At 72.2% G+C, this 21,924-nt stretch carries 21 protein-coding genes; 9 read left to right on the forward strand and 12 right to left on the reverse strand.

The features are described from left to right. Positions 1–7: 7 nt before the first annotated feature. The 6 genes from ACN28F_RS19725 to ACN28F_RS19750 form a co-directional block, all read right to left on the reverse strand. Positions 8–1,195, reverse strand: coding sequence for an ROK family transcriptional regulator (locus ACN28F_RS19725; protein WP_289209369.1), 1,188 nt, complete (start codon positions 1,193–1,195; stop codon positions 8–10). 19 nt (positions 1,196–1,214) lie between these two features. Further along, positions 1,215–2,474 carry a sugar ABC transporter permease gene (locus tag ACN28F_RS19730; protein ID WP_289209370.1) on the reverse strand — a complete coding sequence of 420 codons (1,260 nt, stop codon included), beginning with the start codon at positions 2,472–2,474 and terminating at the stop codon, positions 1,215–1,217. Then, positions 2,471–3,274, reverse strand: coding sequence for an ATP-binding cassette domain-containing protein (locus tag ACN28F_RS19735; protein WP_289209371.1), 804 nt, complete (start codon positions 3,272–3,274; stop codon positions 2,471–2,473). Before ACN28F_RS19735 ends, ACN28F_RS19730 begins: the two co-directional genes overlap by 4 nt. Before the next feature lie 126 nt (positions 3,275–3,400). Continuing rightward, a complete protein-coding gene (locus ACN28F_RS19740) occupies positions 3,401–4,498 on the reverse strand; it encodes a sugar ABC transporter substrate-binding protein (protein WP_421359108.1) in 1,098 nt (365 codons plus the stop codon). A 292-nt stretch (positions 4,499–4,790) separates the two neighbouring features. Continuing rightward, a complete protein-coding gene (gene ybaK / locus ACN28F_RS19745; RefSeq protein WP_421359110.1) occupies positions 4,791–5,270 on the reverse strand; it encodes a Cys-tRNA(Pro) deacylase in 480 nt (159 codons plus the stop codon). 11 nt (positions 5,271–5,281) lie between these two features. Then, positions 5,282–6,517 carry a class I SAM-dependent methyltransferase gene (locus ACN28F_RS19750; protein ID WP_421359112.1) on the reverse strand — a complete coding sequence of 412 codons (1,236 nt, stop codon included), beginning with the start codon at positions 6,515–6,517 and terminating at the stop codon, positions 5,282–5,284. Positions 6,518–6,727: 210 nt separating this feature from the next. Here ACN28F_RS19750 and groES point away from each other — a divergent pair, with 210 nt between their 5' ends. From groES to ACN28F_RS19765, 3 genes are all read left to right on the forward strand, one after another. Then, positions 6,728–7,042: a co-chaperone GroES gene (groES, locus tag ACN28F_RS19755; protein WP_123606067.1), complete on the forward strand. Its 315-nt coding sequence runs from the start codon at positions 6,728–6,730 to the stop codon at positions 7,040–7,042. A 119-nt stretch (positions 7,043–7,161) separates the two neighbouring features. Then, complete coding sequence (groL, locus tag ACN28F_RS19760; RefSeq protein WP_289209374.1) at positions 7,162–8,805, forward strand: chaperonin GroEL; 1,644 nt, start codon at positions 7,162–7,164, stop codon at positions 8,803–8,805. A gap of 127 nt (positions 8,806–8,932) precedes the next feature. Beyond that, on the forward strand, positions 8,933–10,594 hold the full coding sequence (locus ACN28F_RS19765) for a molybdopterin-dependent oxidoreductase (protein ID WP_421359115.1): 1,662 nt from the start codon (positions 8,933–8,935) through the stop codon (positions 10,592–10,594). A gap of 5 nt (positions 10,595–10,599) precedes the next feature. Here ACN28F_RS19765 and ACN28F_RS19770 read toward each other — a convergent pair whose 3' ends face one another. After that, the gene (locus ACN28F_RS19770; RefSeq protein ID WP_289209376.1) at positions 10,600–10,992 is read right to left on the reverse strand and encodes a WhiB family transcriptional regulator; all 393 of its coding nucleotides are present in this window, start codon (positions 10,990–10,992) and stop codon (positions 10,600–10,602) included. A gap of 267 nt (positions 10,993–11,259) precedes the next feature. Between ACN28F_RS19770 and ACN28F_RS19775 the strand changes: the two genes are divergently transcribed. Further along, positions 11,260–12,192, forward strand: a complete 933-nt coding sequence (locus ACN28F_RS19775) for a response regulator transcription factor (protein ID WP_421359117.1) — start codon at positions 11,260–11,262, stop codon at positions 12,190–12,192. Positions 12,193–12,245: 53 nt separating this feature from the next. On the opposite strand, the gene ACN28F_RS19780 is transcribed toward ACN28F_RS19775, so the two are convergent. Further along, a complete protein-coding gene (locus ACN28F_RS19780; RefSeq protein WP_289209378.1) occupies positions 12,246–12,662 on the reverse strand; it encodes a DUF5319 domain-containing protein in 417 nt (138 codons plus the stop codon). A gap of 217 nt (positions 12,663–12,879) precedes the next feature. Here ACN28F_RS19780 and guaB point away from each other — a divergent pair, with 217 nt between their 5' ends. The 4 genes from guaB (at position 12,880) to ACN28F_RS19800 (ending at position 17,542) form a co-directional block, all read left to right on the forward strand. After that, a complete protein-coding gene (guaB, locus tag ACN28F_RS19785) occupies positions 12,880–14,466 on the forward strand; it encodes an IMP dehydrogenase (protein WP_421356784.1) in 1,587 nt (528 codons plus the stop codon). Positions 14,467–14,537: 71 nt separating this feature from the next. Further along, entirely contained in the window at positions 14,538–15,656 is a 1,119-nt protein-coding gene (locus tag ACN28F_RS19790; protein ID WP_289209379.1) for a GuaB3 family IMP dehydrogenase-related protein, read from the forward strand. Continuing rightward, positions 15,653–17,068 (forward strand): M1 family metallopeptidase, encoded by a 1,416-nt coding sequence (locus ACN28F_RS19795; protein WP_421356785.1) that lies wholly within the window; start codon positions 15,653–15,655, stop codon positions 17,066–17,068. Before ACN28F_RS19790 ends, ACN28F_RS19795 begins: the two co-directional genes overlap by 4 nt. 87 nt (positions 17,069–17,155) lie before the next feature. Further along, complete coding sequence (locus ACN28F_RS19800; protein WP_289209380.1) at positions 17,156–17,542, forward strand: hypothetical protein; 387 nt, start codon at positions 17,156–17,158, stop codon at positions 17,540–17,542. A 54-nt stretch (positions 17,543–17,596) separates the two neighbouring features. Here ACN28F_RS19800 and ACN28F_RS19805 read toward each other — a convergent pair whose 3' ends face one another. The 4 genes from ACN28F_RS19805 to ACN28F_RS19820 all read right to left on the reverse strand — a co-directional run bounded on the left by ACN28F_RS19805 (position 17,597) and on the right by ACN28F_RS19820 (position 21,453). Next, positions 17,597–18,610, reverse strand: coding sequence for a DUF5954 family protein (locus tag ACN28F_RS19805; protein WP_289209381.1), 1,014 nt, complete (start codon positions 18,608–18,610; stop codon positions 17,597–17,599). An 88-nt stretch (positions 18,611–18,698) separates the two neighbouring features. Continuing rightward, a complete protein-coding gene (locus ACN28F_RS19810) occupies positions 18,699–19,007 on the reverse strand; it encodes a hypothetical protein (RefSeq protein WP_289209382.1) in 309 nt (102 codons plus the stop codon). A gap of 53 nt (positions 19,008–19,060) precedes the next feature. Beyond that, complete coding sequence (locus tag ACN28F_RS19815; RefSeq protein ID WP_289209383.1) at positions 19,061–21,142, reverse strand: hypothetical protein; 2,082 nt, start codon at positions 21,140–21,142, stop codon at positions 19,061–19,063. Further along, on the reverse strand, positions 21,139–21,453 hold the full coding sequence (locus ACN28F_RS19820) for a hypothetical protein (RefSeq protein WP_289209384.1): 315 nt from the start codon (positions 21,451–21,453) through the stop codon (positions 21,139–21,141). The genes ACN28F_RS19815 and ACN28F_RS19820 overlap by 4 nt, the downstream gene beginning before the upstream one ends. Positions 21,454–21,605: 152 nt before the next feature. Between ACN28F_RS19820 and ACN28F_RS19825 the strand changes: the two genes are divergently transcribed. Further along, positions 21,606–21,779 carry a DUF4291 family protein gene (locus ACN28F_RS19825; RefSeq protein ID WP_289209385.1) on the forward strand — a complete coding sequence of 58 codons (174 nt, stop codon included), beginning with the start codon at positions 21,606–21,608 and terminating at the stop codon, positions 21,777–21,779. Positions 21,780–21,924 lie beyond the last annotated feature (145 nt).

The raw sequence follows: 21,924 nt of genomic DNA on the forward strand, positions 1-21,924 counted from the left end.
GCGCGGGCTAACCGGTGGTGGCGTCGAGGGGGTCGGCGAGCAGCTGCTCGAAGGCGAGTTCGGCGGCCCCGATCAGCGGGGCGTCGTCGCCGAGTTTCGGAGTGCGCAGCCGGACGTGTTCCCGGCAGGCCGGCAACGCGATCGAGTTGAGCCGGCTGCGGACGTGGGCCGCCGCCGCCAGGTAGACGTCGCGCAGCGTACCGCCGAAGACCACGGTCTCCGGGTTGAAGATGTTGACCAGGTTGGCGACGCCGAAACCGAGCCAGTCGCCGACCTGGCGGATCGCGGCCTGGGCCAGCCCGTCGCCCCGGTCGGCGGCGTCGACGACGGCGAGCACCGCCTCGCGGCCGATCGCCCCGGTGCGGCCGGCGGCCTGGATCAGGGCGTGTTCGCCGATCTCGGTCTCCCAGCAGCCCCGGGAGCCGCACAGGCAGGGCCGGCCGCCGGGGTGCACCACCATGTGGCCGACCTCGCCGCCGTACCCGCCGTGGCCGGTGACCCGGCGGCCACCGGCGATGATCCCGGCGCCGACGCCGACGTCGCCGTACAGGTAGATGACATGGTCGCAGCCGACGGCGGCCCCTCGGGCGTGTTCGGCCAGCGCGCAGAGGTCGGAGACGTTGCCGACCAGGACGCCCCGGTCGTCGCCGAGCGCCTCGGCCAGGGCCGCGCCGAGCGGTTCGTCGACCCAGCCCATGGTGGGCCCGAGCCGGACCATGCCGTCGTCGCGGCGGACCATGCCGCTGACCGCGACGCCGCTGCCGACGAAGACCGACCCGGCCGGCACCGACTGGTGCAGTTCCTTGACGAAGCCGGCGAGCGGGCCGACCGCCTCGGCGGCGAGGGTGCCCCGGGGCCGGTCGGCGGTGCGGACGTCGAGGATCCGGCCCCCGAGTCCGACCCGGGCGGCCCGCAACCGGTCGACCTCGATGCTCAGCGCGTACGCATACACCCGTTGGGACTCGGGCCGGACGACCAGTGACGGTCGTCCGGCCCGGCCCGTTTCCCGGGATCCGCCCTCGCTGACCAGGCCGGCGCCGGCCAGGTCAGCGGTGAGCGCGCCGATGGTGCTGCGGTTGAGCCCGAGGGTGGTGGTCAGCTCGGCGCGGGTGGTCGCCCCGTGCAGGTGGACGTGGCGCAGCAGCGCCCCCAGGTTCTGCCGGCGGATCTCCTCCTGGCTGGGCCCTGCCCGCATCGCGCCGTCGTCTCCGCGGTCATCGGGATCCGGCGGCGGCGGCCCGGCGGCGCGACAGTGCGTCGACGCTGGCGGCCAGCAGCAGCACCAGGCCGGTGAAGACGAACTTCACGCCGGATTCGACGTTGAGCAGTCCCATGCCGTTCTCGATCACCGCGACCACGGCACCGCCGAGGACGGCGTCGAGGACCCGGCCCTTGCCGCCGAAGAGGCTGGTGCCGCCGATCACCGCGGCGCCGACGGCGAACAGCAGCACGTTGCTGCCGCCGGTGTTGGCGTCCACCGAGTTGGCCCGGCTGGCGGCGACGATGCCGCCGACGGCGGCCATCGAGGAGCAGATCATGAACGCGGAGATCCGGATCCGGTCGACGTTGATGCCGGCCCGGCGGGCGGCCTCGCGGTTGCCGCCGACGGCGTAGATGTGCCGACCGTACGCGGTGCGCTTGAGGACGAAGGTCCAGAAGATCAGCAGTACGACGATGATCGGGACCACGATCGGCACCCCGCGCAGCGAGGCGAACAGCGGGTTGACCGCGCGCTCCTGGTTGAGGATGTAGACGGCCGATCCGGCGACCGCGACCAGCACGCCGATGCGGGCCAGGACCACCACCATCGGGTCGGTGACCAGGCCCTTGGCGGAGCGGCTGCGGTAGCGCAGCAGTTGGATCGCGGCGAAACCGGCCACCCCGACGCCGAAGATCGCCCAGCCGATGACCGGCGGGACGTTGCGGTTGACGATCGCGATCAGCACGTTGTCGCGGATCGACACGTTGCGGCCGCCGTCGATCAGCAGCAGCACGGTGCCCTGGAAGGCGAGGAACGCGGCGAGGGTGACCACGAACGACGGGATGCCGACTTTCGCGACGAGGACGCCGAGGACGGTGCCGATCAGGGTGCCGGTGGCGACCGCCGCGAGGACCGCCACGTACCAGGGCAGGCCCATCTCGGTGGAGACGACCGCCAGGATCGCGGCGCAGACCCCGCTGGCGAAGCCGGCGGAGAGGTCGATCTCCCCGAGCAGCAGGACGAAGATCAGCCCCATCGCGATCAGGGCGACCGCACCGCCCTGGATGAACAGGTTGGCGAAGTTGCCGGCGGTGAGGAAGTTGGGCCGCACGATCGAGAAGACGGTGCAGAGTACGACGAGGCCGAGGATGGCCGGCAACGCGCCGAGGTCGCCGCCGCGGACCCGGGAGAAGTAGTTGCGCAGGTGTTCGCCGACACCTGGCGAGGCGACCGGGGTCGCCGGCCGCTGGGCTGTCGAGGTGGCGGTGCTCATCGGTCGGCTCCCGGTCCGCTGGTGGTGTACTCGGCGCCGTTGTCGGCGGGCAGGCCGAGCTGACCGCTGCGGCCGGCGGTGATCAGCTCCACGATCTGCGCGTGGGTGATCTCGGTGCTGCGTACCTGGGCGACCATCTGGCCGAGGTACAGCGCGGCGATCCGGTCGGAGACGGCGAAGACGTCGTTCATGTTGTGTGAGATCAGCACGACGGCGAGGCCGTTGTCGGCGAGTCGGCGGACCAGCTCCAGCACCTGGGCGGTCTGGGCGACGCCGAGCGCGGCGGTGGGCTCGTCGAGGATCACGACCTTGCTGTTCCAGAGCACCGCCTTGGCGATGGCGACGGTCTGGCGTTGGCCGCCGGAGAGGCTGGCGACGAGTTGGCGCAGCGACTTGACGGTCCGTACGGAGAGCCCGGCCAGCGTGTCGGCGGCCATCTGTTCCATGGTGGTCTCGTCCAGCACGAGCCCGGAGCGCTTCTCCCGCCCGAGGAACATGTTCTGCACGATGTCGAGGTTGTCGCAGAGCGCGAGGTCCTGGTAGACGACCTCGATGCCGTGCGAGGCGGCGTCGCGCGGGCTGTGGATGTGCACCGGTCGGCCGTCGACCAGGACGTCGCCGCGGTCGATCGGGTGGATGCCGCTGATGCACTTGACCAGGGTGGACTTGCCGGCGCCGTTGTCACCGACGAGCGCGGTCACCTCACCGGCGTGGACGTCGAAGTCGACGTTGCGCAGCACCTGGACGGGGCCGAAGTTCTTGTCGATCCCACGCAGTTGCAGCAGGGGGGTCGCGGACACGGATGGTCTCCTTCGTGAGGGTGTCCGTCCAGCGGCGTCGGCGCGTCCGCCGCGGGTGTCACCCGGCGATGGTGCTGCCGGGTGACACCCGCGGCGGGGCTGCCGGGCCGGGCCGGCGACGCCGGGTCAGCTGATGCCGGCCTCGGTGCAGAGCGCGGCGAACTCACCGGTGCAGAGTTCCTCGGCGGTGACGTAGCCGTCGTTGACCACGTCGACGACGTTGTCCTTGTAGATGGCCTGCGGGGTGAGCAGGACCGCCGGCACCTCGCGGTTGGTCTCCGTGTCGGTGACGGTCTGCGCGACCTCCTTGCGCTCGCCCTTGGCCAGCCCGATGGCCAGCTCCGCGGCGGCCTGCGCCTCAGCCTTGATCGCCTTGTAGACGGTCATGCACTGGTCGCCGGCGAGGATGTTCTGCAGGCCCTGCGGGGTGGCGTCCTGGCCGGTGACCGGGACCTTGCCGTTGAGCTGGTTGCGCTTGAGGACCGAGATGGCGGCGTTGCCGAGGCCGTCGTTGGCGGCCAGCACACCGTCGATCTTGCCGCCGGTCTGGGTCAGCATCTGCTCGAAGATCGTCGCGGCCTGGGTGTTGTCCCAGTCCGGCACCCACTGGTCCGGGCCCTTGGTGTACTCGCCGGAGCTGTACTTGGGGTCGAGGACCCCGTCGTAGCCGGCCTTGAACAGGGTGGCGTTGTTGTCGGTCTGCGAGCCGTTGAGGGTGGCGATCGTCGGGTTCTGCACCCCGGCGTCGGTCAGGCACTTGACCAGGCCCTCGCCCTGCAGCTTGCCGACGGCCTCGTTGTCGAAGCTGACGTAGTACTCGGCGGAGCCGCCGAGGGTCAGCCGGTCGTAGTCGATCGTGGCGACGCCCTGCTGCTTGGCCTTGTCGAGCACGGCCTTGCCGGTGCCGGAGTCCAGGTTGACGATCATCAGGACGGTGACGCCGTCGGTGATCATCTGGTCGGCGAGGGTCTGGAACTGGGCCTTGTCGCCCTGCGCGTTCTGGATGGTCGAGTCGACGCCGGCGGCCTCGAACGCCTCTTCCAGGAAGCGCCGGTCGGCGGTCTCCCAGCGGTCGGAGGAGGCGCTGTCCGGCAGGATCACGCCGATCTTCGGGGTCGGGGTGTCGCCGGTGCCGCTGTCGTTGCCGCTGTCGTTGCCGCAGGCGGTCAGGCCGCCGGCGAGCAGAATGCCGGCGGCGGCGGTGCTGAGGATCCCTTTGCGCATCGCTCGGGTCCTTTCGGAGGGTGATGTGTCGCGTACAAGGAGGTGGTGCTGCTCGTGCGTGCTGAGGTGGTGCTGTCCGTGCGTGAGGTGTGGCTCGCGCGGCGCTGTGGGCTCCGGAACCCGGCCGGCGAGGGCGACGGCCACAGCTGGGGCGGAGGGCCGTCGTCGTTTTGTTGTGTCCGGCAACGTATTAGGAGTGTGGCGGCGAGCACAAGACCGCTGCCGTCACGAGTTTTGTTGCCAGCGATAACAATTCAGCAACGTGACGGACATCTGCCCGTCGTCTGCCGGATCAGTGGGCAGCGATCGGGGCGAACCGGGCATCGGCGACGGCGGCCAGGTCACCCGGAGCGATACTCAACTGCAACCCGCGCCGGCCCGCCGATACGTAGACCTCGGCGTACCGGCCGGCCGAGGCGTCCAGCACCGTCGGCAGTCGCCGGCGCTGCCCGAGCGGGCTGATCCCGCCCCGGACGTACCCGGTGGTCCGCTCCGCCAGCACCCGGTCGGCGAGCACCGCCCGCTTGCCGCCCAGCGCCACCGCGAACGCCTTGAGGTCCAGCCCCCCGGTGACCGGCACGACGCCGACCGCGAGCGCGCCGTCGACCTGCGCCACCAGCGTCTTGAACACCTGCGCGGGTGCCACGCCCAGGGCGGCCGCGACCGCCGCGCCGTAGTCGGGCGTTTCCGGCGACACCTGGTACGGGTGCACCTGGAACGCAACGCGCCGCTTGGTCAGCAGCGTCGTCGCCGGGGTCGCCGTACCTGCCATGTCCGGCGACGTTACCGTCCCGGTGCGCCCAGTGGGTGGCCGAGCAGGGCCGTGGGGGCGCCGGCCACCCGGGTCAGCACCAGGCTCGCCGCCACGCCGGCTCCGGCAGCGGTACGCAGCCGCAGGTCGCGCCGCAACTGGGCCGGGTCGAGCGGGGAACCGCGTTTGAGGATCTCCAGCCGCGTCACACCGCGTTCGCGCAGCACTGCCCGCAGCCGTTTCAGCGAGAACGGCAGCACGTCGGTGATCTCCAGACACCGGCCGTACGGCGTGTCGGTCGGCGTGTCGGCGTAGACGTAGGCGATCGACTCGTCGGCCAGGGTGCCGGCCACGGTGGCGGCGAACGCGGCCACCAGGTGCGCGCGGACCACCGCGCCGTCCGGGTCGTACAGGTAGCGCCGCACCGGGCCGACCGCCACCGCCTCCCCGCCGTCGCCGACCAGGCCCGCCGCCGGCCGCCCGGTACGCAGCAGGGTGGCCCGCCGGGACGGGCCGGCCAGCGGGCCGCACCAGAACGCCGCCTCGACCACGTCCCGGTCGACGCTGACCCACTCGGCCTCGGCCCCGGGCGGGATCAGCGCGTGGTCGATGCCCGGTGCGACCTTGAGCACGGTCCGGGGCACCCGGGCGACCAGGTCGCGGACGAAGTCCCAGGACGGGGAGTAGCTGTCCGGGTCGAAGGTGCGTCGGCCGGTGCCCGAGCGGCGGGCCGGGTCGCAGAAGACCGCGTCGACGCCGGTGAGGTCGACGTCGGTGGCGTCGGCGCAGACCACCGTGACGAGGTCGGCCAGCCCGGTGGCCTCGGCGTTGGCGGCCGCGATCGCGGCGGTGGCCGGATCGGCCTCCACGGCGTACACCCGGATTCCGGCCCGGGCGGCGGCGAGGGTGTCCGCGCCGACCCCGCAGCCCAGGTCGGCGAGGTGGCGTACCCCGGCGGCGCGCAACCGGGCCGTGCGGCGGTCGGCGACCACGGCCCGGGTGGCCTGTTCCAGGCCGGCGCGGGTGAAGAACATCCGGGCGGCGGCCGGGCCGAACTTGCCGGCCGCGCGGGCGCGCAGCGCGGCCTGGGTGAGCGCGGCGGTGGCCAGCGGGGCCGGCACCCCGGCGGTACGCAGCGCGGTCGCCGCGGCCAGCGGGTCGTCGCCGCCCGGCGCGGCCAGCACCTGCGCGGCGGCGGTCAGGGCCGCCGCCCCGGCCGGGGAGCGCAGCGCGGCCAACTCGTCCGGGTGCACCGCGACATTGTCCATGGTCGGCCATCGGGCTAGCACTCCGCACAGGCGACTGCTAATCTGCGGTTAGCACTCTCATGCTGAGGGTGCCAGCCCGCCGGCTCCGGCCGGAGGGCGAAACGCCAGGCGGACCGGCACCCGCGACGACGGACCCGCCCGGTGGACATGAGGCAGATTGACGCTGGCCGCCCACGCGACCGGCACCAACACCTGATACCCCAGGAGGGTATGCCCGTGACTACCGCGACCAAGGTTGCGATCAAGCCGCTCGAGGACCGGATCCTGGTCCAGGCGAACGAGGCTGAGACCACCACGGCGTCGGGCATCGTGATCCCCGACACCGCCAAGGAGAAGCCGCAGGAGGGCACCGTCCTCGCTGTCGGCCCGGGCCGCGTCGACGACAAGGGCAACCGGATCCCGGTTGACGTCAACGTCGGCGACACGGTCATCTACTCGAAGTACGGCGGCACCGAGGTCAAGTACGCCGGCGAGGAGTACCTGGTGCTCTCCGCCCGCGACGTCCTCGCCGTCATCGAGAAGTGACCTACTGCCAGTGCTGAACGCCCCGGAGCCCCACGCGGGTCTCCGGGGCGTCGCCCGTTGGCCGGTGCCCGGCGCCCTGCGCCGCCCGGCCGACGGCTAGTGCCTGTGAAGGGAATGTCATGGCGAAGATCCTGAGTTTCTCGGACGACGCCCGACACCTCTTGGAGCACGGCGTCAACACCCTCGCGGACACGGTCAAGGTCACCCTCGGCCCGCGCGGGCGCAACGTCGTGCTGGACAAGAAGTTCGGCGCCCCGACGATCACCAACGATGGCGTGACCATCGCCAAGGAGATCGAGCTCACCAACCCGTACGAAAATCTCGGTGCGCAGCTGGTCAAGGAGGTGGCGACGAAGACCAACGACGTCGCCGGCGACGGGACCACCACCGCCACCGTGCTCGCCCAGGCGATGGTCCGTGAAGGGCTGCGCAACGTGGCCGCCGGAGCCAACCCGGCCGGCCTCAAGCGCGGCATCGACGCGGCCGTCCAGAAGGTCTCCGACGAACTGCTGGCCAAGGCCGTCGAGGTGGCCAGCAAGGACTCGATCGCCCAGGTCGCGACGATCTCGGCGCAGGACGCCACCATCGGCGACCTGATCGCCGAGGCGATGGAGCGGGTCGGCCGCGACGGTGTGATCACCGTCGAGGAAGGCTCCACCCTCGCCACCGAGCTGGACGTCACCGAGGGCCTGCAGTTCGACAAGGGCTTCGTCTCCCCGCACTTCGTCACCGACGCCGAAGCGCAGGAAGCGGTCCTCGAGGACGCCTACATCCTGATCACCACCCAGAAGATCTCCTCGATCGAGGAGCTGCTGCCGCTGCTGGAGAAGGTCGTCCAGGCCAGCAAGCCGCTGCTGATCGTCGCCGAGGACGTCGAGGGCCAGGCGCTGTCCACCCTGGTGGTCAACGCCATCCGCAAGACCGTCAAGATCTGCGCGGTCAAGGCCCCCGGCTTCGGCGACCGCCGCAAGGCGATGCTGCAGGACATGGCGGTCCTCACCGGCGCCGAGCTGGTCGCTCCGGAGCTGGGCTACAAGCTCGACGCCGTCGGGCTGGAGCAGCTGGGCAGCGCCCGGCGGATCGTGGTCGACAAGGACACCACCACGGTCGTCGACGGCGGTGGCCGCGACTCCGAGGTCGCCGACCGGGTCGCCCAGATCCGCAAGGAGATCGAGGCGTCGGACTCCGACTGGGACCGCGAGAAGCTGTCCGAGCGGCTGGCCAAGCTCTCCGGCGGCATCGCTGTGATCAAGGCCGGTGCCGCGACCGAGGTCGAGATGAAGGAGCGCAAGCACCGCATCGAGGACGCGATCGCCGCGACCAAGGCCGCGGTCGAGGAAGGCATCGTCCCCGGTGGCGGCGCCGCGCTCAGCCAGATCGCCAGCGTGCTCGACGACGACCTCGGCTTCACCGGCGAGGAGAAGGTCGGTGTGTCGATCGTCCGCAAGGCGCTGCACGAGCCGCTGCGGTGGATCGCCCAGAACGCCGGTCACGACGGGTACGTCGTCGTCGGCAAGGTGCGTGACGCCGACTGGGGCCACGGCCTCAACGCGGCGACCGACTCGTACGTCGACCTGGCCGCAGCCGGCATCGTCGACCCGGTCAAGGTGACCCGCAACGCGGTCACCAACGCCGCGTCGATCGCCGGGCTGCTGCTCACCACGGAGACCCTCGTGGTGGAGAAGCCGGAGAAGCCGCAACCGGCCGCCGGCGGCCACGGGCACGACCACGGGCACGGTCACCAGCACGGCCCCGGGTTCTGACCCGTACCTGTTCCACCTGCTTCACCTGAATCCGCGCGATCAGGGCACTCCGGCGGTACGCCGCCCGGCCCTGGTCGCGCGGATTCCGCTTTCGCCAACCGTTCTGGTCGCGACGTATCGTCGGACGATGACGCAACAGGCAGCACCGCCGGTGGCGCGGGCCGCCGCCGGCCGTACGCCGGCCCGCCTGGCCGCTCTCGCCGGGGTGGCCGTCGCCGCCGTCGCCCTCGGGCTCGCCGAGGTGGTCGCGGTCGTCGCCGGTGCCCGCTCGGCACCGCTGGTCGCGGTCGGCGGGGTCGTGGTCGACTCCGCGCCGGAGTCGCTGACCCGGTTCGCCATCGACGTGTTCGGCGTACACGACAAGACTGCGCTGCTGGTCGGCACCGCCGTCCTGCTGGCCGGGTTCGCCGCCGGGATCGGCGTCCTGGCGGCCCGCGCGCCGATCGCCGGGGATCTCGGTATCGCCGCGTTCGGCCTGGTCGGTGTCGCGGCGGCGGTGAGCCGGCCGGACGCCGGTCCGGCGGCCGCGCTGCCGTCGCTGCTCGGTGCCCTGGCTGCGGCGATCCTGCTGCGGGCGCTGCTGACCGGCCCGCTGCGCCCCGCCGCCGACCCGCCGCAGCCCGGCGTCGGCCCGCTGCGCCCCGCCGCCGACCCGCCGGCCCCGCCGGCCGGGCCAGCCGCTCCAGCCACCCCGACCGCGCCGGTGCTGCCCGGGGCCGGGGTGGGCGACCGGCGGCGGTTCCTGTCCGCCGTCGGCGTCAGCGTCGGGGCCGCCGCGCTGGCCGGGGCCGGCGGCCGGTGGCTGGCGCAGCGGCGCAGCGTGACCAGTGTCCGGGCATCCATCACCCTGCCGGCCGCCGCCGACGTCGCCGCGCCCGTGCCGTCCGGTGTGGACCCACAGGTGTCGGGCCTGACCCGGTACGTCACCCCCAACACCGACTTCTACCGGATCGACACCGCGTTGGTGGTGCCCCGGGTCGACCCGCAGCAGTGGCGGCTGCGGATCCACGGCCGGGTCGCCACCGAGATCACCGTCAGCTACCCCGACCTGCTCGCGATGGACCTGGTCGAGCGGTACGTCACCCTGGCCTGCGTGTCGAACGAGGTCGGCGGCGACCTGATCGGCAACGCCCGCTGGCTCGGCGTACCGGTGCGGGAACTGCTGGCCGCCGCCGGCCCGCTGCCCGGCGCCGACCAGGTCGTCGGCCGGTCGGTCGACGGCTGGACCTGCGGTACGCCGACCGAGGCGCTGCTCGACGGGCGGGACGCGCTGCTCGCGGTCGGGATGAACGGCGAACCGCTGCCGGTGGAGCACGGCTTCCCGGTCCGGATGGTGGTGCCCGGCCTGTACGGCTACGTCTCCGCCTGCAAGTGGATCACCGAGTTGGAGGTGACCAGCTTCGCCGACTTCGACGCGTACTGGGTGCCCCGGGGCTGGTCGGCGCAGGGGCCGATCAAGACCCAGTCCCGGATCGACACGCCGCGTCAGCGGGGCGAGTTGACCGCCGGCACGGTGCCGGTGGCCGGGGTGGCCTGGGCCCAGCACCGGGGCATCCGTGCCGTCGAGGTACGGGTCGACGACGGCCCCTGGCAGTCGGCGACGTTGGCCCCGGCGGTCTCCGCCGACACCTGGGTGCAGTGGGTCTGGCAGTGGCCGGCCACCCCCGGCGAGCACGTGCTGCAGGTGCGGGCGACCGACACCACCGGCGAGACCCAGCCGGAGGGCCGCCAGCCGGTCGCCCCGGACGGGGCGACCGGCTGGCACACGATCCGGGTCACCGTGGCATAGCAGGTTCAGGCTGCCGATGCGGTCTGGCGCTGCGTCGGTACGGTCGACTTGTGCGGGCGGCCGAGCCGGGCCTCCAACCGGGCCACGTCCACCCGGTGCCGGTGCCGGTCGGCCAGGTCCTCCCAGCCGACGGCGAGCAGCCGCAGCCGCTCGGCCTCGCTGAACCCGCCCCACACACCGTACGGTTCGCGTACCGACAGGGCGTGGGCCGCGCACTCCGCGCGGACCGGGCAGGTCCGGCAGACCGCCTTCGCGCCGGCCTCCCGCCGGGTGCGTGACGAACCGCGTTCACCGTCCGGGTGGAAGAACTGCGCGCTGTCGCGACCGCGACAGGCACCGAGGATCTGCCACTCCCAGAGGTCGACGATAGGTCCGGGCAGTCGACGTACGTCCGACATCTGCACCCCTCCTTCCGCGCGGCACCGCGGACAGCTCATGGTCGGACCGGGCGGCCGGCCGCGCAAGCGCATCGGTCCTCGACAGTCACTGCGGTACCCGCCAGCCCCACCGCTCAATCACTACCCGCGCAACCTGTGGGGAACCTGGCCGGCGACGGCCGGTCGCCGACGGGGCCAGCCGTCCTGAACTTTCATCTTTTTTCGTGGCAAAGCGTGTGAGCGAACCGGCGTCGCGTGATCTCCTGCTCACGGGAGAGGGGAGACACAGTGCGTAAGGTGCTCGTTTGTGTACGGTCGGTTGCCGCAGCTCAGAACATCACCGGGGCGGCGGCCCGGCTCGGCCTCTCCGCTGTCGTCCGGACCGCCGTCTCCGAACCCGAGGTGATGCTGCGACTGTCCGAACGGCCGGCGGAGATCGTGCTCGCCGACACGGCGCTGGCCCGGCCGGACAGTGCCAGTTTCACCCGCCGGGTGCTGGCCCGCTCGCCGAACAGCGTGATCGTGCTCTTCGGCGGCGAGGAGCCGCAGGTGGCGTCCGCCGCGATCGCGGCCGGCGCCCGCGGCCTGATCCGCGACGCCGACGACCTGGTCAGCGTCGTCGCCAAGACCCTGCTGCTGCTGGCCGCCCCCGGTCGGCAGACGCCGGCGCTGCTGGCCGAACAGTCGGCGACGCTCACCGCCACCGTCGCGCCCGCGCCGGCCGAGACCGCCTCCGTCAGTGCCGTCGCCGCAGCTTCGGCGGCCAACCGGGCCACCGGCACCACCCCCGGTGCCGACACCGGCCCGGCGGCATCCGCACCGACCGACGCCGCCGCGACCGTGGTGCCGAACCAGCGCGACGACGCGACGGCGCCGGCCAGCCCCACCACCGGCAGCCCGACCGCCGGTGGTCCGGCGGTGACCGGCAGCCCGAGCACCGCGACGACACCACCCGGCGGTACGCCGACCACCGGCTCGGCCGGCACTGCACCGACCATCGGCCCGTCCGGCTCGCCGCTGCGGCGTACCGGGCTGACCGAACGGGAGCTCCAGGTGCTGCGCGGCATGTCCGAAGGCAAGAGCAACGGCGAGATCGGCCGGGAACTGTTCGTCTCGGAGGACACCGTCAAGACCCACGCCCGACGGCTGTTCCGCAAACTCGGTGCCCGCGACCGGGCCCACGCCGTGGCGACCGGATTCCGTACCGGCCTGGTCGCCTGAGCCGACCTGGCAGCCGGGACAGCCGGCGCGGTGCCGTCGCCGCGCCTACCGGATCAGGACGACTGCTCCGGCATCTCGTCGTCGTCGGACTCGTCGTGCAGGGTGTCGTGTACGCCGTCGGCGTAGCCCCGGGCGTACTCCCAGGTGACGTAGTGGTCCGGGTCCGGGTTGAAGGCCGGCTCGTGCACCCGTGGCCGGCCCGAGTTGAGCAGATGCCGCAGGTTGCCGCGCAGCAGGTCCCAGTCGAAGTAGTGCGGCTCCCGGCAGTCCTCGCACTCGATCACCAGACCACGGATCCCGACCGCGCCGAGCAGGGCCTGGTAGACCTCCAGGTCCGCCAGGTCCTCCAACACGTCCTGCCGCTCGGCGGCGGTCAACGAGTCGGACTCCCCGTCCTCGGTGGGATCCTCCAGCCCGGCCGCCGGATCGGCGGGGTCGCCACTGAACGGATCGATCGGCTCCTCGTGCACCCCTCCACCGTAGTCCCATCCGTACCGCCCGGCCGGCCCAGGTGGGCGCGGCGCGGCCGGCACCAGGACCGGTGGGTACGATGAACCATCGCGCCGTCGCGACGGCGCGAGCCGGTCAACCGCAGTCGGGCACCGGGCCGCCTCCGCGCAAGGCCGCGTGTCCCCACCCGCATCTGCCACCAGGCGCACCCGTCCGACCAGCTCAGGGGATCAAGTCGTGGAGAACTCGCCAGCCGAGCAGACCGTCGTCGACCGTACCGCCAACGGCGGGCGCGTGTCCGTCCCCCCGGCGTTCGGTGGTCATGTACCGGAGATGCCCACCGGGTCGGCCCGGGCGGTACCGCTCGGTCTGACCTTCGACGACGTGCTGCTGCAGCCCGCCGAGTCGGACGTGATCCCGAGCCGGGTCAACACCGTGACGTCGATGACCCGCAACGTGCAGCTGTCGATTCCGCTGCTGTCCAGCGCCATGGACACGGTGACCGAGGCCCGGATGGCGATCGCCATGGCCCGCCAGGGCGGCATCGGCGTCCTGCACCGCAACCTCTCCGCCGACGACCAGGCACTCCAGGTCGACCTGGTGAAGCGCTCCGAGGCCGGCATGATCACCAACCCGGTGACCTGCGGCCCGGACGACACCCTGCAGCACGTCGACACGCTCTGCGGCCGGTACCGGATCTCCGGCGTACCGGTGGTCGACGCCGACGGGGCACTGGTCGGCATCGTCACCAACCGGGACATGCGCTTCGAAACCGACTCCAACCGGCCGGTACGCGAGATCATGACCCGGATGCCGCTGGTCACCGCCCCGGTCGGGGTGGCCAAGGCGGACGCCCTGGCGCTGCTGCGTCAGCACAAGGTCGAGAAGCTGCCCCTGATCGACGACGCCGGCCGGCTGCGCGGGCTGATCACCGTCAAGGACTTCACCAAGAGCGAGCAGTACCCCGACGCGACCAAGGACGACGCCGGCCGGCTGCGGGTGGCCGCCGCGATCGGCGTCGGCGACGACGCGTACAAGCGGGCCCGCGCCCTGGTCGACGCCGGTGTCGACGTGCTGATCGTCGACACCGCGCACGGCCACCAGCGGGCCGTGCTGGACATGGTCCGGGCCCTCAAGGCGGACACGACAGTCGACGTCGTCGGCGGAAACGTGGCCACCTACGCGGGCGCGCGGGCGCTGGTCGAGGCGGGTGCCGACGCGGTCAAGGTCGGGGTCGGCCCCGGCGCGATCTGTACCACCCGGGTGGTCGCCGGGGTCGGCGTACCGCAGATCACCGCGATCATGGAGGCGGTCCGCGCCTGCCAGCCGGCCGGGGTGCCGGTGATCGCCGACGGCGGCATCCAGTACTCCGGTGACATCGCCAAGGCGCTCGTCGCCGGGGCGCACACGGTGATGCTCGGCAGCCTGCTCGCCGGCTGTGAGGAGAGCCCCGGCGAGCTGATGTTCATCAACGGCAAACAGTTCAAGTCGTACCGGGGGATGGGTTCGCTGGGGGCGATGCAGTCACGCGGCCAGGCCCGCTCCTACTCCAAGGACCGCTACTTCCAGCAGGACGTCCTCAGCGACGAGAAGCTGGTACCTGAAGGCGTCGAGGGCCAGGTGCCGTACCGTGGGCCGCTGAGCACCGTCGTGCACCAGCTGATCGGCGGGGTCCGGCTGGCGATGGGGTACGTCGGTGCCGAAGGCATCGACGACCTGCACCAGCGCGGCCAGCTGATCCGGATCACCGCGGCCGGTCTGAAGGAGAGCCACCCGCACGACATCCAGATGACCGTCGAAGCACCCAACTACCACACCCGCTGACGTTCCCCGTCGACCTGCCGTCGCCGAACGTGCGGCGGCCGCGCGTCGACCTGTCCATAACGGAGACACCCATGCGTGACGTGGTCGAGATCGGGCTGGGCAAGACCGCGCAGCGCGGCTACCACCTGGACGACATCGCCATCGTGCCGAGCCGGCGCACCCGGGACGTCGACGACGTCTCCACCGCCTGGCAGCTCGACGCGTACCAGTTCAAGATCCCGTGTGTGGCGCACCCGTCGGACGCGACGATGAGCCCGGCCACCGCCGCGAAGCTCAGCGAGCTGGGCGGGCTCGGCGTGCTCAACGTCGAAGGGCTGTGGACCCGCTACGAGGATCCGGCCAAGGTCCTCGCCGAGCTGGCCGGGATGGACGACGACGACCCGGCCACCAAGCGGCTGCAGGAGGCGTACGCCGAACCGATCCGCCCCGAACTGATCGCCGAACGGGTCCGGCAGATGCGCGCCGGTGGCGGCACCGTCGCGGTCCGGGTGTCCCCGCAGCACACCCTGGCGCTGGCCCCGGTGATCCTCGACGCCGGCGTCGACATCCTGGTGATCCAGGGCACCCTGGTCTCGGCCGAGCACGTCTCCACCACCGACGAGCCGCTGAATCTCAAGGAGTTCATCGCCGACCTGGACCTGCCGGTCGTGGTCGGCGGCTGCACCGACTACAAGACGGCGCTGCACCTGATGCGTACCGGCGCGGCCGGCGTGATCGTCGGCATCGGTGCCGACGAGTGGGCGACGACCGACTCGGTGCTCGGCATCCGGGTGCCGATGGCGACGGCGATCGCCGACGCGGCCGCCGCCCGCCGCGACTACCTCGACGAGACCGGCGGCCGGTACGTGCACCTGATCGCCGACGGTGACCTGCAGACCTCCGGTGACATCGCCAAGGCCCTCGGCTGCGGCGCCGACGCGGTGATGCTCGGCGAGCCGCTGTCGCTGTGCGCCGAGGCCCCGGCGTCCGGTGCCTGGTGGCATTCGGTGGCCAGCCACCCGAAGCTGCCGCGCGGCGCGTACGGGGTCGCCGGTGAGCCGCTGGGCGACATGGAGCAGCTGCTGTTCGGCCCGGCCGACTCCCCGGACGGCCAGCAGAACCTCTTCGGCGGGCTGCGCCGGGCGATGGCCAAGTGCGGCTACCGCGACCTGAAGGAGTTCCAGCGGGTCGGGCTGGTCCTGGACCGGTGACCGCGCGCCGTACGTCGGTCGTCACCGCGACGCTGGCGGCCGTCCTCGCCGCCACCGGCTGCGGGGTCCTGCCGGAGCTGGTCGACCGGTCCCCGCAGGCCGACTTCCAGCCCGGTGCGGCCGGGATCGGCGACCCCTACTTCCCGGCGTACGGCAACGGTGGCTACGACGTCGCCGGCTACCAGCTGGCGTTGCGCTACGACCCGGCGGCCCGTCAGCTCGACGGCACCGCCACAATCACCGCGACCGCGACGATGGACCTGTCCCGGTTCAACCTGGACCTGGCCGGCCTGGACGTCGCGTCGGTCGACGTCGACGGCCGGCCCGCGCAGCACACTCGCGACGACGACGAACTGGTCGTCACGCCGGCCGCCGGGTTGCCCGACGGGTCGGCGTTCACCGTCGTCGTCGACTACGGCGGCGAGCCGGAGCCGCTGGTCAGCCGCGACTTCGGCGAGGGCGGCTTCCAGATCACCGACGACGGGGCGATCGCGCTCGGCCAGCCCGAGTCGGCCAGCACCTGGTTCCCGGTCAACGACCACCCGTCGGACAAGGCGACGTTCGACCTCGAGATCACCGTGCCGGACGGGTTGGCGGCGCTGAGCGTCGGCGTACCGGGGGAGACGACCAGCGCGGACGGTTGGACCACCTGGCGCTGGTCGGAGTCGACCCCGCTGGCCAGCTACCTGACCACGCTGGTGATCGGCGACTACCGCGTGCAGACCGGCACCCACGCCGGCCGGCCGATGGTGACCGCCGTCTCCGCCGACCTGCCCGCCGGTGGTCCGGCCGAGCAGGCGATGGCCCGCACCGGGGAGATCGCCGACTACCTGGAGACGGTGTTCGGCCCCTACCCGGTGGACGCGTACGGCGGGATCGTGGTCAGCGACGACCGGATCCGCTACGCCCTGGAGACCCAGTCCCGGCCGGTGTACGGCGACGTGTTCTTCGACCGTGGCCCGGAGACCTGGGTGGTCGCGCACGAGCTCGGCCACCAGTGGTTCGGCAACAGCGTGTCGCTGCGGCAGTGGCGGGACATGTGGCTCAACGAGGGCTTCGCGACGTACGCCGAATGGTTGTGGTCCGAACACGACGGTGCCGCCACCGCCGACGAGATGTTCGACCGGGAGTACGACCGGATCGACTGGACGAAGCCGGCCGGTGATCCCGGCCCGGCGGGGATCTTCGGTCAGGCGGTCTACAAGCGGGGCGGGATGACGGTGCACGCGCTGCGGCGCACGGTCGGCGACGACGCGTTCTTCCGGCTGCTGCGTACCTGGGCCGGCGAGTACCGGGGCGGCAACGCCACCACCGAGCAGTTCGTCACGGTCGCCGAGCGGGTCACCGGACAGCCGCTGCGGGAGTTCTTCGACGCCTGGCTGTACGGCGACACCGCGCCCACCAGGCCCTGACCCGGTATGAAGATGTAATCTGGCGCGCGAGCGGATGACCGCCGACCGCTGGAGCGAGTTGCGCGGCGTCGGCCGTTCTTCCGCCGCATGAGCGGCTCGGTTCGGCTGGTCCTCGACACCTCGGCGATCCTCGCCTACGCCGCCGTCTCGACAGACGTCGGTGAGACCATCGCCGAGGTCGTCGACGAGGGCGGCAGCTTCGCGCTGCCGGTGGTGTGCCTCGCTGAGGCGTCCAGGCGCGTGCCCGAGCACCAGGCATCCGGTGTGTCGTTGCTCGCCGAGCACCCGTACGCGGTAGTGACGTCGACCCCGGCGGCTGACTGGCGCGCGCTGACCGAGTGGAGTCGCATTCTCGGCCGGGTCGACGTCGCCTCGGCGCTGTTCGACGCGATCACCCACACCGCTTACGTGCTGACCGGCGAGCCGGACGCGTACGGCGATTACAAGGATCTTCCGGTGATCCCCTTCGACTGACGTGGCCGGGCTCGGCTGTGCGGCCGAGCCCGACCACGACATCCAGCGACCGGGTCAGTCCGGGCCCGAGGTCAGGTCTTCCTGCTCCTCGGCGTGGTGGTCCTGCATGAGCCGGGCCGGCGGCAGGTGCGACTCCGGGTCCGACGGGCGCGGGCCTTCCGGGCCGTCGGGTCCGACCCGGACGAAGGTCTCGACCCGCGTCACCCGGCAGCGGACCCCCTCGACCTCGAAATCGTCGGTACGGGGTGGCCGGTGCTGCGCGCGGGCCCGGTCGAACGCGGCCCGGAACTCCTCCACCGAGGTGTCGCCGCCCGGGCGGATGTCGGGCATCACGAACGACCCGGCGTCGCGGGCGGCCTGCGGAGTCGCGTACGTGCTGGCCGACCGGGGACGCCAACTGCCGTCGACGTACGCCCCGACGGTGAAGCCCACGGGCAGCAGCACCACGTTCGGGTGGGTGGTCAGCGCCCGGCGGGAGTCGGCGAACACGTCGGCGGCGACGGTCGTCGGATCGTACGACGACGAGATCAGCTCCATCCGGACCAGCCCGGCGGTGAGCCCGGTGCCGGCCGCCGGGTCGATCACGAAGCCCTCCATGTGGGAGGTGTCCCGCTTGGCCTGGCCCAGCGGGTCGAGGTCGGTGGGGCGGGGCGGTTCCGGCCCGTCCGCCCCCATCCGGATGAACGGCTGGGCCCGGATGATCCGGTAGCGGTGGCCGTCGACGGTGGACTCGTCGACGGCCTCCCAGTCGAGCAGCTCGTACATCGCTTCGTACTCCGCGCGGCGGGCGGCGTTCCCGGCGGTCGGCGGCGTCTCGCTGTGCAGCCACCGCAGGTGCGAGGCCAGGCTGTCACGGGCATCCTGCGGACTGTCGCCGTTGAGCCGGACGATTCGCCATCGACCGTCGACCTCCTGGGCGCAGCCGAACACCGGGGCGCCCCACATGATGGTCGGATAGGCGGCCGACCGTTGCCGGGCGTCGTCCTCGGCGACCAGCGACACCGGGTGGTCCGGTTGCTCGACCTTGATCAACAGATGCGGGGGAACCTGGTTAGCGTCGAAGGACATGTGCGCATTGTGATTCCTTGATGGCTGTCAGCGCAGCCCGGTCGCCTCCACCGTTGCTCCACAGCAACCGACGGCGAGGCGGCCCGTCTCAGGCCGGGCGCAGCTCCACCCGCAACAGCCGGCCGTTGCGTCGGCCGGCCGCCGTGTCGAGGTCGTAGTCGATGCTGGTCTCCAGCGTCGAGTGGTGCACCAGCCCGTCACGCAGCAGCGCCAGCATCCCCTCGTGCGAGGGCAGGCTGCTGTCGGCGCGCAACGTGGTTCCGGCGGCGTGTTGCGGTTTACCGCTGACCGTCGCGACCAACTCGCCGTCGATGCGGTCGTCCGGTGGGCCGTACCCGCCGCCCACGTCGTGCACCCGCAGGAAGGTGACCTTCCCGCTGGCTCGCAGTATCGCCATGGCTATTCTCCTCTCATCCGGTGGCTCCGGTCGGTCGCCGCGCGTCGCGCGGCTCAGCTGGGAACGACGGCGACGATCTCCCGTACGGTGGGTCCGACCCGCCGGTAGGCGAGCTGGATCTGACCGCCGGTCACCAGCGCGACGCGCAGCCCGGTGAACATTCCCCAGTTGGCCGGCAGGGTCGCGTCGGCGCGCAGCGGCAGACCGAACGACTCACCCGGTCGGCCGGCCAGCTGCACGATCACCTCGGTGTCGATGCGGTCGTCGGGTGGGCCGTACCCGCCGCCCAGGTCGTGCACCCGCAGCATGCTGATCGCCGATGGAGCGGTGAGCGCGGCGGTCTCGAACTCGATGTCGTCGACCAGCAGACGGCCGGTGGGCCGATCGGAGAGGACCAGCCGGATCCTTTTCAGCGCGGTGACGTCCAGGCCCGGATTGGTCGCGGTGAAGGCGTCGACCGGCAGCCGTACCGTCTGGAACACGCTGTAGGTCTGTGGGCCGGCCAGCGGGTAGCGGACGACCTGGTCGACCACGGACAGCGGGACCGCTGCCCGCTCGGTCCCGTCGTCGAGTTCCACGACGACGTCGAGGTCCGCACCGACCGGGTTGTGTGTCTCGTCGGGCAGGCCGCTGCCGGTTTCGGCGTAGTGCAGGGCCAGCCGCATCGACAGCGTGTCCGACGGCGCGACGCTCACCGCGTCCAGGTTGGTCTCGTAGCTGGTGGTGTCGCTGCGCCAGGCGACGTCCAGCCCGCGCGTGCCGTGCACACTCAGCGGCAGGTCCGTGCGGTGGTCGACGTCGACCCACCGGTCGATGCCCTCGCCGGTGGTGCGGGCAGCCAGACCACGTCGGTTGACGGTCTTGTCGGCCGGTTCCTCGGGCGGCAGTTCGAGCTGGACGTCGGCGTCGCCGAAGTCGTCGATCACGGTCACCGACGGCGACTGGTGCTGGCGGCGCACCACCGTGGCACCGACCACCCGGGGCAGCACCGGGCCGGCGAGGTAGCCGCGGTAGTCCTCCCGCCCGGTCAGCAAGTCGAGCAGGAACGCCGTGACCAGCGCCTGCCCGATGCGTCGCTGCCGGTCGGCGGGCAGCGCCGGCAGCGCCGGATCCGGCTCCGGCTCCAGGCTGTTCGGGCTGGCCAGCCAGATCGGGTTCCAGCCCTCGTGCCGGGCACCGTCGATGAAGGCGAGGCTGCGGGGCCGCCAGGCCCGGTCGTGGAGCCGGAACCCGCCGAAGCGGGGCGCCGGTCCGGTGACGTACCTCGGATCCTGCAGGAGGTAGTCCAGGCTGCCGTGCAGTTGCAGGTACGCGGTGTGGGTGGCGGCGACGTCCGGCCGGTAGTTGGTCGGGGCGATGCTGACCAGTCCGAGGACGCCGTACCGGGGCTGGCGGGTGCGGTTGATCGCCTGGGCGAGCACGACACCCTCGCCGCCCATGGAGTGGCCGACCAGCCCGACCCGGCCCCGGTCGACGTACCCGGCCAGGTCGTCGTCGGTGGTCAGCCGGTCGAGCATCGCCATGATCACTTCGCCGCGGGACCACTGCTGGGTCGCCATCGCCGTCTCGCGGTTGACCGTGGACAGGTCGATCGAGCAGACCACCATGCCCCAACGGGCCAGGTGCCCGGCCAGCCAGGCGTACCCCTTGAGGCTTTCGGCGTCCTCCAACGGATCTGCCCAGTAGCCGTGCGCGACGACCACCAGGGGCCGGCGGCCCAGCCCGCCCGGCACCTGACCGGCACTGTCGGCAGGCAGCCACACCCGGCCGCGCAGCGGTGCCGCGAACCCGCCGTCGGCGCCCTGCGGAGTGTCGTGCGTCGGTACCGTGAAGCTGCCGTAGTCGACGTCGCGGACCGCCGCACCCGCGAACTCGCCGGCCTCCCCGGGATCCCGCACCGGGGTGACGGCGGTGCTGGTGGCGCTCTGCGCGTCGAGGCGCGCGACTGCCTGGACCGGGTCGCCGGTGATTGCGGTGACACCGACCGGGGTCACCGGGCCGGTGGCCTGTCGGCGTCCCCGTTCGACACTGCCCTGCCGGATCGCGACGGTCGCGCCGGGAGTGGTCCCGCTGACCCAGACGACGCCGTCGCCGGTAGCGACCGGAGCGAGGACGCGTGGTGGGTGGACACTCATGACACCCGCCCGACCGTCGCTCGCACCGTGCCCGCCGGCCCGAGGTCGATGGTCACCTCGTCGCCGGGTTCGCCGCGATCGACCACGGCACGCAGGACGGTGCCACCGTGGCTCTCGATCCGCCGCGCCGGTCGGCCACCGATGTGGATCAGCGGCGGGACGGCGCCGGTGCGCAGGTCGGTCCCTTCGATCCGTACGTCGAACTGCCCGTCCGGCCGGGCCACCAGCCCGCAGCGGTGAACTGCCGGTCGTGACCGGGTCTGTCGGCTGGCAGCCTGGCTCGCCAGCCACTGTTCGCGGGACATGGACATGCTGCCTCCTCGTCGTGAGGCTGCCGAATCTCGTTACTGAGCGTACTCATGCTGGTGGTGTAGCGCGATCGAATGATCGGGTCGACGGTCTGACCTGATCCGGCAGCGTGAGGCGGTGGAGGTCGGCCCGGCACGTCCGGCACGATCGGTGTGTGCGTGTTCCGTACCGTCGGATCCGGGCCGCCTTCGACGAGCAGACCGTGACGGTCTACCAGGCGTACGCGCCGGAGATCGCCGCCCCGGCGGTGGCTGCGTCCAAGCTCGGTCAGGAGCGGGTGCTGGCGGTCAGGATCCTCCGCAGTGGATCGTCGGCATCAGCGACGTGACCGACCATGCGCACGCGATCCGGGATCGGCTCGCCGCCGATGACCGGAGCGCGGCCCACCCGGCCTGCTGCCCGCCGAGCGGCCGTACCCGGCGCCCGCCGCGATCGGGGCGGGCGCCGGCTTGTCAGGGCACGTGCGGCTGGAA

The sequence above is a fragment of the Solwaraspora sp. WMMA2101 genome (genome assembly GCF_049179175.1).
Lineage (GTDB): Bacteria > Actinomycetota > Actinomycetes > Mycobacteriales > Micromonosporaceae > Micromonospora_E.